General features: G+C 53.6%; 16 protein-coding genes. 14 read left to right on the top strand and 2 right to left on the bottom strand.

Annotation, left to right across the window (positions count from 1 at the left end):
* Positions 1–6: 6 nt before the first annotated feature.
* Both uspC and J1G48_RS13435 read right to left on the bottom strand, forming a co-directional pair.
* On the bottom strand, positions 7–435 hold the full coding sequence (uspC, locus tag J1G48_RS13440; RefSeq protein WP_000122606.1) for a universal stress protein UspC: 429 nt from the start codon (positions 433–435) through the stop codon (positions 7–9).
* A complete protein-coding gene (locus J1G48_RS13435) occupies positions 432–548 on the bottom strand; it encodes a hypothetical protein (protein ID WP_001597434.1) in 117 nt (38 codons plus the stop codon). Before J1G48_RS13435 ends, uspC begins: the two co-directional genes overlap by 4 nt.
* A gap of 682 nt (positions 549–1,230) precedes the next feature.
* Between J1G48_RS13435 and flhD the strand changes: the two genes are divergently transcribed.
* The 14 genes from flhD to flhe all read left to right on the top strand — a co-directional run bounded on the left by flhD (position 1,231) and on the right by flhe (position 15,469).
* Positions 1,231–1,572, top strand: a complete 342-nt coding sequence (gene flhD / locus J1G48_RS13430; protein WP_001518146.1) for a flagellar transcriptional regulator FlhD — start codon at positions 1,231–1,233, stop codon at positions 1,570–1,572.
* Positions 1,569–2,153, top strand: a complete 585-nt coding sequence (flhC, locus tag J1G48_RS13425; RefSeq protein WP_000605987.1) for a flagellar transcriptional regulator FlhC — start codon at positions 1,569–1,571, stop codon at positions 2,151–2,153. Before flhD ends, flhC begins: the two co-directional genes overlap by 4 nt.
* 124 nt (positions 2,154–2,277) lie before the next feature.
* Positions 2,278–3,165 carry a flagellar motor stator protein MotA gene (motA, locus tag J1G48_RS13420; RefSeq protein ID WP_000906312.1) on the top strand — a complete coding sequence of 296 codons (888 nt, stop codon included), beginning with the start codon at positions 2,278–2,280 and terminating at the stop codon, positions 3,163–3,165.
* Entirely contained in the window at positions 3,162–4,091 is a 930-nt protein-coding gene (gene motB / locus J1G48_RS13415; protein WP_000795653.1) for a flagellar motor protein MotB, read from the top strand. The genes motA and motB overlap by 4 nt, the downstream gene beginning before the upstream one ends.
* Before the next feature lie 4 nt (positions 4,092–4,095).
* Positions 4,096–6,111: a chemotaxis protein CheA gene (gene cheA, locus J1G48_RS13410; RefSeq protein ID WP_000061323.1), complete on the top strand. Its 2,016-nt coding sequence runs from the start codon at positions 4,096–4,098 to the stop codon at positions 6,109–6,111.
* Positions 6,112–6,131: 20 nt separating this feature from the next.
* Entirely contained in the window at positions 6,132–6,635 is a 504-nt protein-coding gene (gene cheW, locus J1G48_RS13405; protein WP_000147295.1) for a chemotaxis protein CheW, read from the top strand.
* Between the two features lie 236 nt (positions 6,636–6,871).
* Positions 6,872–8,533, top strand: a complete 1,662-nt coding sequence (tar, locus tag J1G48_RS13400) for a methyl-accepting chemotaxis protein II (protein ID WP_000483267.1) — start codon at positions 6,872–6,874, stop codon at positions 8,531–8,533.
* A 153-nt stretch (positions 8,534–8,686) separates the two neighbouring features.
* Positions 8,687–9,553 (top strand): protein-glutamate O-methyltransferase CheR, encoded by an 867-nt coding sequence (gene cheR, locus J1G48_RS13395; RefSeq protein WP_000204362.1) that lies wholly within the window; start codon positions 8,687–8,689, stop codon positions 9,551–9,553.
* Positions 9,550–10,599, top strand: coding sequence for a protein-glutamate methylesterase/protein glutamine deamidase (gene cheB, locus J1G48_RS13390; RefSeq protein WP_000036389.1), 1,050 nt, complete (start codon positions 9,550–9,552; stop codon positions 10,597–10,599). Before cheR ends, cheB begins: the two co-directional genes overlap by 4 nt.
* A gap of 17 nt (positions 10,600–10,616) precedes the next feature.
* Positions 10,617–11,006, top strand: a complete 390-nt coding sequence (gene cheY, locus J1G48_RS13385) for a chemotaxis response regulator CheY (protein ID WP_000763861.1) — start codon at positions 10,617–10,619, stop codon at positions 11,004–11,006.
* Positions 11,007–11,016: 10 nt separating this feature from the next.
* The gene (cheZ, locus tag J1G48_RS13380) at positions 11,017–11,661 is read left to right on the top strand and encodes a protein phosphatase CheZ (protein WP_000983585.1); all 645 of its coding nucleotides are present in this window, start codon (positions 11,017–11,019) and stop codon (positions 11,659–11,661) included.
* Positions 11,662–11,854: 193 nt separating this feature from the next.
* Complete coding sequence (gene flhB / locus J1G48_RS13375; protein ID WP_000797089.1) at positions 11,855–13,006, top strand: flagellar biosynthesis protein FlhB; 1,152 nt, start codon at positions 11,855–11,857, stop codon at positions 13,004–13,006.
* Positions 12,999–15,077, top strand: coding sequence for a flagellar biosynthesis protein FlhA (gene flhA, locus J1G48_RS13370; RefSeq protein ID WP_000002388.1), 2,079 nt, complete (start codon positions 12,999–13,001; stop codon positions 15,075–15,077). The genes flhB and flhA overlap by 8 nt, the downstream gene beginning before the upstream one ends.
* Positions 15,077–15,469, top strand: a complete 393-nt coding sequence (flhe, locus tag J1G48_RS13365) for a flagellar protein FlhE (RefSeq protein ID WP_001233619.1) — start codon at positions 15,077–15,079, stop codon at positions 15,467–15,469. The genes flhA and flhe overlap by 1 nt, the downstream gene beginning before the upstream one ends.
* Positions 15,470–15,480 lie beyond the last annotated feature (11 nt).

The raw sequence follows: 15,480 nt of genomic DNA, 5'->3' as shown, positions 1-15,480 counted from the left end.
CGGCGACTAGTCGCCCGCTAACGGTACCAGCAACACATCTACCTGGCTGGCGCTGACGACACTTTTTGCCGAGCAGGATGCGCGCGAAAAGAAACTATGGTTATGGTTGCCGCAAATGACCAGATCAACATGGTGTTTGCGGCACACAGCCAAAATATGCTGGCTTAACTCACCTGATGCGATGAAAGTTTGTTCAATCGGATAATCCGCCTTTTCCCCCAGCATCTTAAGAAAATTCTCGGTCTCCTCATGCATAACCGCGCGTAAATCCTCCATCATGGGCGCGGCGAACTGGTTATACAGTTCAGGATCGGAAGCGAGAGTAATCAGGCTTACTTTCGCCTGGACAGGGCGGGCGATAGAGACAGCTTTAGCCAGTAGCTGGTGACTTTCCGGGGTGACGGCAACGGCGACAAGAATATGGGTGTAGCTCATAACTCGCTCCTTGATTGCAAGAATATGAGATCGTGCTTTAGCTTTACTCTGTTTATCGCATTTCTGCAATGCGCTAATGCCACATTAATGTGAAGGACATCATAATTAATCATTAATTATTCTTATGTAAAGAATCGTGGCATAAGACACTTTTTACACACCACCAGGATGCTTCATTTAAATGGGTGAACAATGAAAGCTAAAAGTTAAATCAAATGAGCTTATTTTTAACAGCGGAGGGCGTATGCTGTGACGAGATTAATTAATAACGTTTAATATTTAAGCTACTGTTTACTAAAGGTAAAATAAAAGCGTTTCTAAAATAGAAATAATAGCCTGTTATCTATTATCCTGGCGTTATTTTAACAGAGAGAAACAAAAAAGAATTTGGTGTTGACGTACCCCTATTCAGCAGTGTGGAATAGAAAAAGTGAACATTAGGTTATTAATTAAACAAAGTAAAAGCCATGCTGATGGTTTTATCGTAAGTATTCCGGTAGATTATGTGATCTACATCACATATTTTCTAAAATCGCCGTCCCGCTCCGTTGTATGTCACGAAGCTGACGAGTAGAGTTGCGTCGAATTAGGAAAAATCTTAGGCGTTTGTAAAAATTGATGTAAACGTGTAAGGCGAATCTCAGTGGGAGGCTGCGTTATACGTCACAATGTCCATAATGTCTGAGCGCTGCTATGCATTTGACCTTTTTGCTTCTTTTACCGGGCCTTCCCGGCGACATCACGGGGTGCGGCTACGTCGCACAAAAATAAAGTTGGTTATTCTGGATGGGAACAATGCATACATCCGAGTTGCTAAAACACATTTATGACATCAATTTGTCATATTTACTCCTTGCACAGCGTTTGATCGTCCAGGACAAAGCATCTGCGATGTTCCGCCTCGGTATCAACGAAGAGATGGCAAACACACTGGGCGCGTTGACCCTGCCGCAGATGGTCAAACTGGCGGAGACGAACCAGTTAGTTTGTCATTTCCGGTTTGACGATCATCAGACGATCACCCGTTTGACTCAGGATTCGCGCGTCGATGATTTACAGCAGATTCACACAGGTATCATGCTTTCAACGCGTTTGCTCAATGAAGTGGACGATACGGCGCGTAAGAAAAGGGCATGATAATGAGTGAAAAAAGCATTGTTCAGGAAGCTCGCGATATCCAGTTGGCGATGGAGTTGATTAATCTTGGCGCTCGTCTACAAATGCTGGAAAGCGAAACACAGCTCAGCCGTGGTCGCCTCATCAGGCTGTACAAAGAATTACGCGGTAGCCCGCCGCCTAAAGGGATGCTGCCATTTTCGACAGACTGGTTTATGACCTGGGAGCAAAATATTCATGCCTCCATGTTCTGCAACGCCTGGCAATTTTTACTGAAAACCGGCTTATGCAGCGGTGTGGATGCGGTGATTAAAGCTTATCGGCTTTATCTTGAGCAGTGTCCGCAACCGCCTGAAGGGCCGTTGTTGGCGCTGACTCGCGCATGGACGTTGGTGCGTTTTGTTGAAAGTGGGTTGCTTGAATTGTCGAGCTGTAACTGCTGCGGTGGGAACTTTATTACCCATGCGCATCAGCCCGTAGGCAGCTTTGCGTGTAGTTTATGCCAGCCGCCATCCCGCGCAGTAAAAAGACGTAAACTTTCCCGAGATGCTGCCGATATTATTCCACAACTGCTGGATGAACAGATCGAACAGGCTGTTTAACCGAAACGGTGTGGACAAACACTCCAGCAGCGGTAAGTCATTACCGCTGCTTTTTTTTGCCTTGCCTTCGCGTTAATCGCCCGACTGCGCATCCTGTCATAGTCAACAGCGGAAGGATGATGTCGTGCTTATCTTATTAGGTTACCTGGTGGTTATCGGTACAGTTTTCGGCGGTTATGTCATGACCGGCGGACACCTTGGGGCACTCTATCAACCTGCTGAACTGGTCATCATTGGCGGCGCGGGGATAGGGGCGTTCATTGTCGGCAACAACGGGAAGGCCATCAAAGGCACGATGAAAGCGATCCCGTTGTTATTTCGTCGTTCGAAATACACAAAATCTATGTACATGGATTTGCTGGCGTTGCTCTATCGCCTGATGGCCAAATCACGTCAGCAGGGGATGTTCTCCCTTGAACGCGATATTGAAAATCCGAAAGAGAGTGAAATCTTCGCCAGTTATCCGCGTATTCTGGCCGATGCGGTAATGCTTGATTTTATTGTCGATTATCTGCGCCTGATCATCAGCGGCAACATGAATACGTTCGAAATTGAAGCGTTGATGGATGAAGAGATTGAAACCCATGAAAGCGAGGCGGAAGTCCCGGCCAACAGCCTGGCGATGGTGGGGGATTCGCTGCCTGCCTTTGGTATTGTCGCGGCGGTAATGGGGGTGGTTCACGCTCTGGCTTCAGCCGATCGTCCGGCAGCGGAGTTGGGGGCGCTGATTGCCCATGCCATGGTAGGTACGTTCCTCGGTATTTTACTGGCTTATGGATTCATTTCACCGTTAGCGACCGTTTTGCGCCAGAAGAGCGCCGAAACCACCAAGATGATGCAGTGCGTAAAAATTACACTGCTGTCTAATCTGAACGGCTATGCGCCGCCGATTGCCGTGGAATTTGGTCGTAAAACGCTTTATTCCAGTGAGCGTCCATCGTTTATTGAGTTGGAAGAACACGTTCGTGCAGTAAGAAACCCAAACCAGCAGCAGACGACTGAGGAAGCATGAAAAATCAGGCTCATCCCATTGTCGTCGTAAAACGCCGCAGGCACAAACCGCACGGCGGCGGGGCGCACGGTTCCTGGAAAATTGCCTACGCCGATTTTATGACGGCGATGATGGCTTTTTTTCTGGTGATGTGGCTGATTTCCATCTCCAGCCCTAAAGAATTAATTCAGATTGCCGAATATTTTCGTACGCCGTTGGCCACCGCGGTAACGGGGGGGAATCGGATTGCCAATAGCGAGAGCCCGATACCAGGCGGCGGCGATGATTACACCCAACAGCAGGGTGAAGTGGAAAAGCAGCCGAATATCGACGAGCTGAAAAAACGGATGGAGCAGAGTCGCTTAAACAAACTGCGCGGCGATCTGGATCAACTGATCGAATCCGATCCCAAACTGCGCGCGTTACGTCCGCATCTGAAAATTGATTTAGTTCAGGAGGGGTTGCGCATCCAGATTATCGACAGCCAGAACCGCCCGATGTTTAAAACCGGCAGCGCCGAAGTTGAGCCGTATATGCGCGATATCCTGCGTGCGATTGCGCCAGTGTTAAACGGTATACCTAATCGCATTAGCCTGGCCGGCCATACCGATGACTTTCCCTACGCGAACGGCGAAAAAGGCTATAGCAACTGGGAATTATCCGCCGATCGCGCCAATGCCTCGCGTCGCGAACTGGTCGCTGGGGGGCTGGATAACGGGAAAGTATTACGGGTGGTTGGCATGGCCGCCACGATGCGGCTGAGCGATCGCGGTCCTGATGACGCCATCAACCGCCGTATAAGCCTGCTGGTGTTAAACAAACAGGCGGAACAGGCCATTTTGCATGAAAACGCTGAAAGCCAGAATGAGCCGGTAAGTGTATTACAACAGCCTGCGGCAGCCCCGCCGGCAAGCGTACCCACATCGCCAAAAGCGGAACCGAGGTGATAGCGTGAGCATGGATATTAGCGATTTTTATCAGACATTTTTTGATGAAGCTGACGAGCTGTTGGCTGATATGGAGCAGCATCTGCTGGATTTGGTGCCGGAATCCCCGGACGCTGAACAACTGAACGCCATTTTTCGCGCGGCGCACTCCATTAAAGGCGGCGCGGGCACATTCGGCTTCACTATTCTGCAGGAAACCACGCATTTAATGGAAAACCTGCTGGATGAAGCCCGACGCGGTGAAATGCAGCTCAATACCGACATTATCAACCTGTTTTTGGAAACGAAAGATATTATGCAGGAACAGCTCGACGCCTATAAAAACTCCGAAGAGCCGGATGCCGCAAGCTTCGAATATATCTGCAATGCGCTACGCCAGTTGGCGCTGGAGGCGAAAGGCGAAACCACGCCGGCGGTCGTAGAAACCGCGGCACTAAGCGCGGCGATCCAGGAAGAGAGCGTAGCCGAAACCGAATCGCCTCGTGACGAGAGTAAACTGCGCATTGTACTTTCACGGTTGAAAGCCAGTGAGGTCGATCTGCTTGAAGAAGAGTTGAGTAATCTGGCTACTCTGACGGATGTCGTTAAGGGGGCAGATTCACTGTCGGCAACTCTGGATGGCAGCGTCGCGGAAGATGACATTGTCGCGGTGCTCTGTTTTGTCATCGAGGCCGATCAGATCGCTTTTGAAAAAGTGGTCGCCGCGCCCGTGGAAAAAGCGCAAGAGAAAACCGAGGTAGCGCCGGTAGCGCCTCCGGCAGTCGTTGCGCCAGCCGCCAAAAGCGCGGCCCATGAACATCATGCGGGGCGTGAAAAACCTGCGCGTGAACGCGAGTCCACCAGCATTCGCGTGGCGGTAGAGAAAGTGGATCAGCTCATAAACCTGGTCGGCGAGTTAGTGATTACCCAGTCAATGTTGGCCCAGCGTTCTAACGAGCTGGACCCGGTAAACCACGGCGATCTCATTACCAGTATGGGGCAGTTACAACGTAACGCCCGCGACTTACAAGAGTCGGTGATGTCGATTCGTATGATGCCTATGGAGTACGTCTTCAGCCGTTTCCCGCGTCTGGTACGCGATTTAGCGGGCAAACTGGGCAAGCAGGTAGAGCTGACGCTGGTGGGGAGCTCCACTGAACTTGATAAAAGCCTGATCGAACGCATTATCGACCCGCTGACGCACCTGGTGCGCAACAGTCTCGACCACGGGATTGAAATGCCGGAAAAACGCCTTGAGGCGGGGAAAAATGTTGTCGGCAATCTGATTCTTTCCGCAGAACATCAGGGCGGGAATATTTGTATTGAAGTGACCGATGACGGCGCGGGGCTTAACCGTGAGCGTATCCTGGCGAAGGCCATGTCGCAGGGGATGGCGGTGAATGAAAACATGACCGACGATGAAGTAGGCATGTTGATCTTCGCGCCGGGATTCTCAACTGCGGAACAGGTCACGGATGTCTCCGGTCGCGGCGTTGGCATGGATGTGGTGAAACGTAACATTCAGGAGATGGGCGGTCACGTTGAGATCCAGTCAAAACAAGGCTCCGGCACCACGATTCGTATTCTGCTGCCGCTGACGCTGGCCATCCTCGATGGGATGTCGGTTCGCGTGGCGGGGGAAGTTTTTATCCTGCCGTTAAATGCGGTGATGGAGTCGCTGCAACCGCGTGAAGAGGATCTTCATCCGCTGGCGGGCGGCGAACGGGTTCTGGAAGTTCGCGGCGAGTATTTGCCGCTGGTCGAATTGTGGAAAGTGTTTGACGTGGACGGGGCGAAAACCGAAGCCACGCAGGGCATTGTTGTGATCCTGCAAAGCGCGGGACGCCGTTACGCGCTGCTGGTCGATCAGCTCATCGGTCAGCACCAGGTGGTGGTCAAAAATCTGGAAAGCAATTATCGCAAGGTACCGGGGATTTCCGCCGCGACGATCCTGGGCGACGGCAGCGTCGCGCTGATTGTTGATGTTACCGCATTGCAGGGTTTAAACCGCGAACAACGTATGGCGATCACAGCCGCCTGATTGAGTGAGAAGGGAATAATATGACCGGTATGAGTAATGTAAGCAAACTGGCCGGCGAGCCGTCAGGTCAGGAATTCCTGGTGTTTACACTGGGAAATGAAGAGTACGGCATCGATATCCTGAAAGTGCAGGAGATCCGTGGCTATGACCAGGTGACGCGCATCGCCAATACACCGGCCTTTATAAAAGGGGTGACTAACCTGCGCGGCGTGATTGTCCCCATTGTCGATCTGCGCGTGAAATTCTGCGAAGGCGACGTTGAGTATGATGACAATACGGTAGTGATCGTACTGAATCTGGGGCAACGTGTCGTCGGGATAGTGGTAGACGGCGTGTCTGACGTACTGTCGTTAACGGCGGAACAGATCCGTCCGGCGCCAGAATTTGCCGTGACCTTGTCAACAGAATATTTGACGGGATTGGGCGCGCTCGGCGAGCGTATGCTGATTCTGGTGAATATCGAAAAACTGCTTAACAGCGAAGAGATGGCGCTGCTGGATATCGCAGCATCACACGTCGCGTAATAACGTTGCCGGATGGCGTCGCGCCATCCGGCAATATTCACCGTTATGCTTCCGCCAGCGGTGAGAGTTCCTCTTCATCGCCCGCGCCCAGCCCCTGCATTTTGTGCCGACATCGCCGCTGCGACGCTGTTATTGTCAATATCGTCTTCCGGAACAACGTATTTCCTTTTTGCAAAAGTAAAGTTATCACCGCAGGTGCCGATAACGTTGATAACTCGTTATCAGGAAGGTGCCTTATGTTTAACCGTATCCGCGTTGTCACAATGCTGATGATGGTGCTGGGGGTTTTCGCACTGCTACAGCTTGTTTCCGGTGGTTTGCTGTTTTCTTCATTGCAGCATAACCAGCAAGGTTTTGTTATTTCTAACGAATTACGCCAGCAACAAAGCGAACTCACGTCGACATGGGACTTAATGCTGCAAACGCGCATTAACCTGAGCCGCTCCGCCGCACGCATGATGATGGACGCTTCTAACCAGCAGAGCAGCGCCAAAACGGATTTACTCCAGAATGCAAAAACGACCCTCGCACAGGCGGCGGCGCACTACGCCAATTTCAAAAACATGACGCCATTGCCAGCGATGGCGGAGGCCAGCGCGAACGTCGATGAAAAATATCAGCGCTATCAGGCCGCATTAGCCGAACTTATTCAGTTTCTGGACAATGGCAATATGGATGCCTACTTCGCCCAGCCAACCCAGGGAATGCAAAACGCGTTGGGCGAGGCGCTGGGCAATTACGCCCGGGTGAGCGAAAACCTGTACCGCCAGACATTTGATCAAAGCGCTCATGACTACCGTTTTGCGCAATGGCAACTGGGGGGGCTTGCGGTCGTGCTGGTGCTGATTTTGATGGTGGTTTGGTTCGGCATTCGTCATGCCCTGCTTAACCCATTAGCGCGAGTGATTACTCATATCCGTGAAATTGCCAGCGGCGATCTGACGAAAACGCTCACCGTCTCAGGACGTAATGAAATTGGCGAACTGGCGGGAACGGTTGAACATATGCAACGCTCGCTGATTGACACCGTGACGCAGGTTCGTGAAGGTTCGGATGCGATTTATTCCGGCACCAGTGAAATTGCCGCCGGTAATACCGACCTCTCTTCCCGTACCGAACAACAAGCCTCCGCTCTGGAGGAGACGGCGGCCAGCATGGAACAACTGACGGCCACCGTGAAGCAAAACGCCGATAACGCCCGTCAGGCTTCGCAACTGGCGCAAAGCGCCTCCGAGACCGCGCGTCATGGCGGCAAAGTGGTCGACGGCGTGGTAAACACCATGCACGAAATTGCCGACAGTTCGAAAAAAATCGCTGACATTATCAGCGTTATCGACGGTATTGCCTTCCAGACTAACATTCTGGCGCTGAACGCGGCGGTAGAAGCGGCGCGCGCGGGAGAGCAGGGGCGCGGTTTTGCGGTCGTGGCAGGCGAGGTGCGTAATCTGGCCAGCCGCAGCGCCCAGGCGGCGAAAGAAATAAAAGCGTTGATTGAAGATTCCGTCTCGCGTGTCGATACCGGTTCTGTGCTGGTGGAAAGCGCCGGGGAAACCATGACTGACATCGTCAATGCCGTTACGCGCGTCACGGATATCATGGGCGAAATCGCCTCCGCCTCGGATGAGCAAAGCCGGGGTATCGATCAGGTCGCTTTGGCCGTTTCCGAAATGGATCGCGTAACGCAACAGAACGCCTCGCTGGTTCAGGAATCCGCAGCGGCCGCCGCCGCGCTGGAAGAGCAGGCCAGCCGTCTGACCCAGGCGGTATCTGCTTTCCGCCTGGCATCGCGACCGCTGGTGGCAAATAAACCTGAGATGCGTTTGTCAGTGGACGCTCAGTCCGGCAATACGCCGCGGTCAGTAGCCGCCGGGGATGATGCGAACTGGGAAACCTTCTGATCGACGTGCGCTGTCGGTTCTCGATTAATTTGCGAACCCGCCGATACATTTCGTCTGGTTCGCATAGATAAAAGCAAAAAATGTGTAATACGGGAAGCATGGCGCTGCCGCAGGGCGCGCCCGTTGTACTTTGAATGTGATTAAGAAGGCGCTATGACATCATCTCTGCCCTCCGGGCAAACGTCAGTATTGTTACAGATGACACAGCGCCTCGCGCTGTCCGACGCGCATTTTCGTCGGATATGTCAATTAATCTACCAGCGCGCAGGGATCGTGCTGGCCGACCATAAGCGGGATATGGTTTATAACCGCCTGGTCCGTCGGCTGCGTGCCCTGGGACTGGATGATTTTGGCCGTTATCTCAGTATGCTGGAGGCTAATCAAAACAGCGCTGAGTGGCAGGCTTTTATCAACGCTCTGACTACCAACCTGACCGCTTTTTTTCGCGAGGCGCACCATTTTCCCATCCTTGCGGAACATGCGCGTCGCCGCCACGGCGAGTACCGCGTCTGGAGTGCGGCGGCATCGACAGGAGAAGAACCTTACAGTATCGCCATTACGCTGGCGGATGCGTTAGGGATGGCCCCCGGTCGCTGGAAAGTATTCGCCAGCGATATTGATACTGAAGTGCTGGAAAAAGCGAGAAGCGGTATTTATCGCCTCAGCGAACTGAAAACGTTATCGCCGCAGCAGCTACAACGTTACTTCATGCGCGGTACGGGGCCGCATGAAGGACTGGTGCGCGTGCGTCAGGAACTGGCCAATTATGTTGAATTTTCCTCCGTTAATTTATTGGAAAAGCAGTACAACGTACCCGGTCCCTTTGACGCGATTTTTTGCCGTAACGTCATGATCTATTTTGATAAAACGACTCAGGAGGACATTCTGCGCCGTTTTGTTCCACTCCTTAAACCTGACGGACTGTTGTTTGCCGGTCACTCAGAAAACTTTAGCAACCTCGTGCGCGAGTTTAGCCTGCGCGGACAGACGGTGTATGCGCTAAGTAAGGATAAAGCATGAGTAAAATCAGGGTATTGTCAGTTGATGATTCCGCGCTAATGCGCCAAATCATGACTGAAATTATTAATAGCCATAGCGATATGGAGATGGTGGCGACTGCGCCGGACCCGTTGGTCGCCAGGGATCTCATCAAAAAATTTAATCCGGACGTATTGACCCTGGACGTTGAGATGCCGCGTATGGACGGCCTCGATTTTCTGGAAAAACTGATGCGCCTGCGACCGATGCCGGTGGTGATGGTCTCTTCGCTGACCGGGAAAGGTTCTGAAGTGACGCTACGGGCGCTGGAGTTGGGGGCCATCGATTTTGTCACCAAACCGCAGCTTGGCATTCGTGAAGGTATGCTGGCGTATAGCGAGATGATCGCCGAAAAAGTGCGTACCGCCGCGCGGGCCCGCATCGCCGCACATAAACCGATGGCGGCCCCGGCAACCTTAAAAGCCGGTCCGCTGCTCAGTTCCGAAAAACTGATTGCTATCGGCGCTTCAACGGGCGGTACTGAAGCTATCCGACATGTGCTGCAACCGCTGCCGCTTTCCAGTCCGGCAGTGATTATTACGCAGCATATGCCGCCTGGCTTTACCCGCTCGTTTGCCGAGCGTCTGAATAAACTCTGTCAAATCAGCGTGAAGGAGGCGGAGGACGGCGAACGCGTATTGCCAGGTCATGCCTACATTGCGCCCGGCGACAAGCATATGGAGCTGGCGCGTAGCGGGGCGAATTATCAAATCAAAATTCATGATGGCCCGCCGGTAAACCGGCATCGGCCTTCCGTGGATGTGCTGTTTCATTCGGTGGCGAAACACGCGGGGCGCAACGCCGTAGGCGTCATTCTTACGGGGATGGGCAACGATGGCGCCGCTGGAATGTTAGCGATGTACCAGGCTGGCGCCTGGACCATTGCGCAAAACGAAGCAAGTTGTGTGGTGTTCGGCATGCCGCGCGAGGCCATCAATATGGGTGGCGTAAGCGAAGTGGTCGATCTTAGCCAGGTAAGCCAGCAGATGCTGGCGAAAATCAGTGCCGGACAGGCGATACGTATTTGAACCAGGAGTAGTATTTTATGGCGGATAAAGAGCTTAAATTTTTGGTTGTGGATGACTTTTCGACCATGCGTCGTATCGTGCGCAACCTCTTAAAAGAGCTTGGATTTAACAATGTGGAAGAGGCCGAAGACGGCGTCGATGCGCTGAACAAGCTCCAGGCGGGCGGCTTTGGTTTTATTATCTCCGACTGGAACATGCCGAACATGGATGGCCTGGAGCTGCTGAAAACCATTCGCGCCGATAGCGCCATGTCGGCGTTACCCGTGTTGATGGTCACGGCGGAAGCCAAAAAAGAGAATATTATCGCCGCCGCACAGGCTGGCGCCAGCGGTTATGTCGTAAAACCGTTCACCGCAGCGACTCTGGAAGAGAAGCTCAACAAAATCTTTGAGAAACTGGGCATGTGAGGATGCGATGATGATGCAACCATCTATCAAGCCTGCTGATGAAGGTTCAGCAGGAGACATCATTGCGCGCATCGGTAGTCTGACCCGAATGCTGCGCGACAGCCTGCGTGAGCTGGGGCTGGACCAGGCGATTGCCGAAGCGGCGGAGGCGATCCCTGATGCGCGCGACCGTCTGGATTACGTCGTCCAGATGACGGCGCAGGCGGCGGAACGCGCGCTAAACAGTGTCGAAGCCTCGCAGCCGCATCAGGATGCGATGGAGAAAGAGGCGAAAGCGCTAACCCAACGTTGGGACGAGTGGTTTGACAATCCGATCGAGCTTGCCGACGCCCGTGAACTGGTGACGGATACGCGCCAGTTTCTCAGGGATGTCCCGGGCCATACCAGCTTTACTAACGCGCAACTGCTGGACATCATGATGGCGCAGGATTTCCAGGATCTGACGGGTCAGGTGATCAAACGCATGATGGACGTGATTCAGGAGATTGAGCGCCAGTTATTAATGGTACTGCTGGAAAACATCCCGGAACAGAGCGCACGACCAAAACGCGAGAACGAAAGCTTACTCAACGGCCCGCAGGTGGATACCTCGAAAGCTGGCGTCGTCGCCAGTCAGGATCAGGTGGACGACCTGCTGGACAGTCTTGGGTTTTAAGCTTTTTTGACCTGATGGCGCTGCGCTTATCGGGTTCGAATCCGTCAACCCGGCCGGATACGAGACTTTCTTATCGTATCCGGCTATCTCTATTAACGCCATAAACCCCGCCTTTTTTACCGCTTACTCTGCCCATTGGCGTAAAGCGGTTCTGGCATCATTCTCGCTTATCAATCTATCCAGGGTTTGCTGCGTGGCAGAAGAGAGCGACGACGACAAAACAGAAGCCCCCACACCCCACCGACTTGAAAAAGCGCGGGAAGAAGGGCAGATCCCCCGTTCCAGAGAACTGACCTCACTGCTGATATTGCTGGTGGGCGTTTGTATTATTTGGTTCGGCGGCGAGTCGTTAGCGCGGCAACTGGCGGGAATGCTCTCAGCAGGCCTGCACTTCGATCACCGTATGGTGAACGATCCTAACCTGATCCTGGGGCAGATAATTTTGCTGATTAAAGCGGCGATGATGGCACTGCTACCGCTCATCGCGGGCGTGGTACTGGTGGCGCTTATCTCGCCGGTTATGCTTGGCGGCCTGATTTTTAGCGGTAAGTCGCTACAGCCAAAATTTTCTAAATTAAACCCGCTGCCGGGAATTAAGCGCATGTTTTCGGCGCAGACCGGCGCGGAACTGCTAAAAGCGGTGTTGAAATCCACGCTGGTCGGCTGCGTTACCGGCTTTTATCTCTGGTATCACTGGCCACAAATGATGCGCCTGATGGCGGAGTCGCCGATCGTCGCAATGGGGAATGCGCTGGATCTGGTTGGACTCTGCGCGTTACTGGTGGTACTGGGCGTGATTCCGATGGTGGGATTTGACGTGTTTTTCCAGATCTTTAGCCACCTGAAAAAATTACGCATGTCGCGGCAGGACATTCGCGACGAATTTAAAGAGAGCGAAGGCGATCCGCATGTTAAGGGCAAAATTCGCCAGATGCAACGCGCCGCCGCGCAGCGCCGCATGATGGAAGATGTGCCGAAAGCGGACGTCATTGTCACTAACCCGACGCACTATTCCGTGGCGCTGCAGTATGACGAAAACAAAATGAGCGCGCCGAAAGTGGTCGCGAAGGGGGCTGGATTAATAGCGCTGCGCATTCGCGAGATCGGCGCTGAACATCGGGTTCCCACTTTAGAAGCGCCGCCGCTGGCGCGGGCATTATATCGCCACGCCGAAATCGGTCAGCAAATTCCCGGGCAGTTATATGCTGCCGTTGCGGAAGTGTTGGCCTGGGTCTGGCAGCTTAAACGCTGGCGGCTTGCGGGCGGGCAACGTCCTCCACAACCTGAGAACCTTCCGGTGCCAGAAGCGCTGGATTTTATGAACGAGAAGAATACTGATGGCTAATCTGGTCGCGATGCTGCGCCTACCCAGCAACCTGAAATCGACGCAATGGCAAATTCTTGCCGGGCCGATCCTCATTCTGCTGATTTTGTCGATGATGGTGCTGCCGCTGCCTGCTTTTATCCTCGACTTATTGTTTACCTTTAATATTGCGCTATCGATCATGGTGCTGCTGGTGGCGATGTTTACCCAGCGTACTCTGGATTTTGCCGCGTTTCCGACCATCCTGCTGTTTACCACGCTACTGCGTCTGGCGCTTAACGTAGCCTCAACGCGCATTATTTTGATGGAAGGGCATACCGGCGCGGCGGCGGCGGGAAAGGTAGTGGAGGCGTTCGGTCATTTCCTGGTCGGCGGTAACTTCGCGATCGGGATTGTGGTTTTTATCATCCTCGTCATTATCAACTTCATGGTCATCACCAAAGGCGCCGGACGTATTGCCGAAGTCGGCGCGCGCTTTGTGCTGGATGGTATGCCCGGTAAGCAAATGGCGATTGACGCCGATCTTAATGCCGGTCTGATTGGTGAAGACGAGGCCAAAAAACGGCGTTCGGAAGTCACTCAGGAAGCCGACTTCTACGGCTCGATGGACGGGGCAAGTAAATTTGTACGCGGCGACGCCATCGCCGGTATTCTCATCATGGTCATTAACGTGGTCGGCGGGCTGCTGGTCGGCGTATTGCAGCACGGAATGAGCATAGGCAGCGCGGCGGAAAGCTACACCCTGCTGACCATTGGCGACGGCCTGGTCGCCCAGATCCCGGCGCTGGTTATCTCCACGGCGGCGGGCGTCATTGTGACCCGCGTTAGTACCGATCAGGATGTTGGCGAGCAGATGGTTGGCCAACTGTTCAGTAATCCAAGGGTGATGCTGCTGGCGGCGGCGGTGCTGGGGCTGCTTGGCATGGTGCCTGGAATGCCTAACATGGTATTTTTACTCTTTACCGCCGCTTTGCTCGGCCTGGCATGGTGGCTGCGCGGGCGCGAAGAAAAAGCGCCGGAGGAGCCGCAGCCGGTAAAAATGCCGGAAAATAACTCGGTGGTCGAAGCTACCTGGAATGACGTACAGCTTGAGGATTCACTGGGAATGGAAGTGGGCTACCGCCTGATCCCGATGGTGGATTTTCAACAGGATGGCGAATTGCTCGGACGTATTCGCAGCATTCGTAAAAAATTCGCGCAGGATATGGGGTTCCTGCCGCCGGTTGTCCACATTCGCGACAATATGGATTTACAGCCTGCGCGCTACCGTATTTTGATGAAAGGGGTAGAGATCGGCAGCGGGGACGCCTATCCGGGACGCTGGCTGGCTATTAACCCCGGCACGGCGGCGGGAACGCTACCGGGCGAGAAAACCGTCGATCCAGCTTTTGGCCTTGATGCCATCTGGATTGAAAGCGCCCTGAAAGAGCAGGCGCAAATTCAGGGCTTTACCGTCGTGGAAGCCAGTACCGTTGTGGCGACGCACCTTAACCACTTGATTGGCCAATTCTCCGCCGAACTGTTTGGCCGCCAGGAAGCGCAGCAACTGTTGGATCGTGTCTCTCAGGAGATGCCTAAACTCACGGAAGATCTGGTCCCCGGCGTCGTGACCCTCACAACTTTACACAAAGTCCTGCAAAACTTACTGGCGGAAAAAGTCCCGATTCGCGATATGCGCACCATTCTGGAAACGCTGGCGGAACATGCGCCGTTACAAAGCGATCCGCATGAATTAACCGCCGTGGTACGCGTGGCATTAGGACGAGCGATTACGCAACAGTGGTTCCCCGGTAATGAAGAAGTGCAGGTGATTGGCCTGGATACCGCGCTGGAGCGTTTGCTGCTTCAGGCATTGCAGGGCGGCGGCGGTCTTGAGCCTGGGTTGGCGGATCGCCTGCTGGCGCAGACGCAAGAGGCGCTTTCTCGCCAGGAAATGCTTGGTGCGCCGCCGGTATTACTGGTTAACCATGCGCTACGTCCATTATTGTCCCGCTTTTTGCGGCGCAGTTTACCGCAGCTGGTGGTGTTGTCGAACCTTGAGCTTTCCGATAACCGTCATATCCGCATGACGGCGACCATTGGAGGAAAATAATGCGTAAATGGCTGGCGTTGTTGCTCTTTCCCCTGACGGTTCAGGCCGCAGGCGAAGGCGCGTGGCAGGATAGCGGTATGGGTGTAACCTTAAATTACCGGGGTGTTTCCGCATCGTCTTCGCCATTGTCGGCGCGCCAGCCGGTTTCCGGTGTGATGACGCTGGTCGCCTGGCGTTATGAACTGAATGGCCCGACTCCCGCGGGCTTACGGGTACGTTTATGTTCCCAGTCCCGTTGCGTAGAACTTGATGGTCAGAGTGGCACGACCCACGGTTTTGCTCATGTTCCCGCAGTCGAGCCGCTCCGCTTTGTCTGGGAAGTCCCCGGCGGCGGCCGACTTATCCCGGCGTTAAAAGTGCGGAGCAATCAGGTGATTGTGAACTACCGCTAACCGCCCCTTTC

It is taken from the genome of Salmonella sp. SAL-020 (genome assembly GCF_017372215.1).
Classification (GTDB): Bacteria; Pseudomonadota; Gammaproteobacteria; order Enterobacterales; family Enterobacteriaceae; genus Salmonella; species Salmonella enterica.
The sequence above is the reverse complement of the archived record's forward strand: the minus strand, read 5'-3'. Positions and strand labels throughout refer to the sequence as shown.

Coding starts and splice junctions, on each gene's coding strand:
- uspC (WP_000122606.1), bottom strand. CDS start 435: ATGAGCTACACCCATATTCTTGTCGCCGTTGCCGTCACCCCGGAAAGT.
- J1G48_RS13435 (WP_001597434.1), bottom strand. CDS start 548: ATGATTAATTATGATGTCCTTCACATTAATGTGGCATTAGCGCATTGC.
- flhD (WP_001518146.1), top strand. CDS start 1,231: ATGCATACATCCGAGTTGCTAAAACACATTTATGACATCAATTTGTCA.
- flhC (WP_000605987.1), top strand. CDS start 1,569: ATGATAATGAGTGAAAAAAGCATTGTTCAGGAAGCTCGCGATATCCAG.
- motB (WP_000795653.1), top strand. CDS start 3,162: ATGAAAAATCAGGCTCATCCCATTGTCGTCGTAAAACGCCGCAGGCAC.
- cheW (WP_000147295.1), top strand. CDS start 6,132: ATGACCGGTATGAGTAATGTAAGCAAACTGGCCGGCGAGCCGTCAGGT.
- tar (WP_000483267.1), top strand. CDS start 6,872: ATGTTTAACCGTATCCGCGTTGTCACAATGCTGATGATGGTGCTGGGG.
- cheR (WP_000204362.1), top strand. CDS start 8,687: ATGACATCATCTCTGCCCTCCGGGCAAACGTCAGTATTGTTACAGATG.
- cheB (WP_000036389.1), top strand. CDS start 9,550: ATGAGTAAAATCAGGGTATTGTCAGTTGATGATTCCGCGCTAATGCGC.
- cheY (WP_000763861.1), top strand. CDS start 10,617: ATGGCGGATAAAGAGCTTAAATTTTTGGTTGTGGATGACTTTTCGACC.
- cheZ (WP_000983585.1), top strand. CDS start 11,017: ATGATGCAACCATCTATCAAGCCTGCTGATGAAGGTTCAGCAGGAGAC.
- flhA (WP_000002388.1), top strand. CDS start 12,999: ATGGCTAATCTGGTCGCGATGCTGCGCCTACCCAGCAACCTGAAATCG.
- flhe (WP_001233619.1), top strand. CDS start 15,077: ATGCGTAAATGGCTGGCGTTGTTGCTCTTTCCCCTGACGGTTCAGGCC.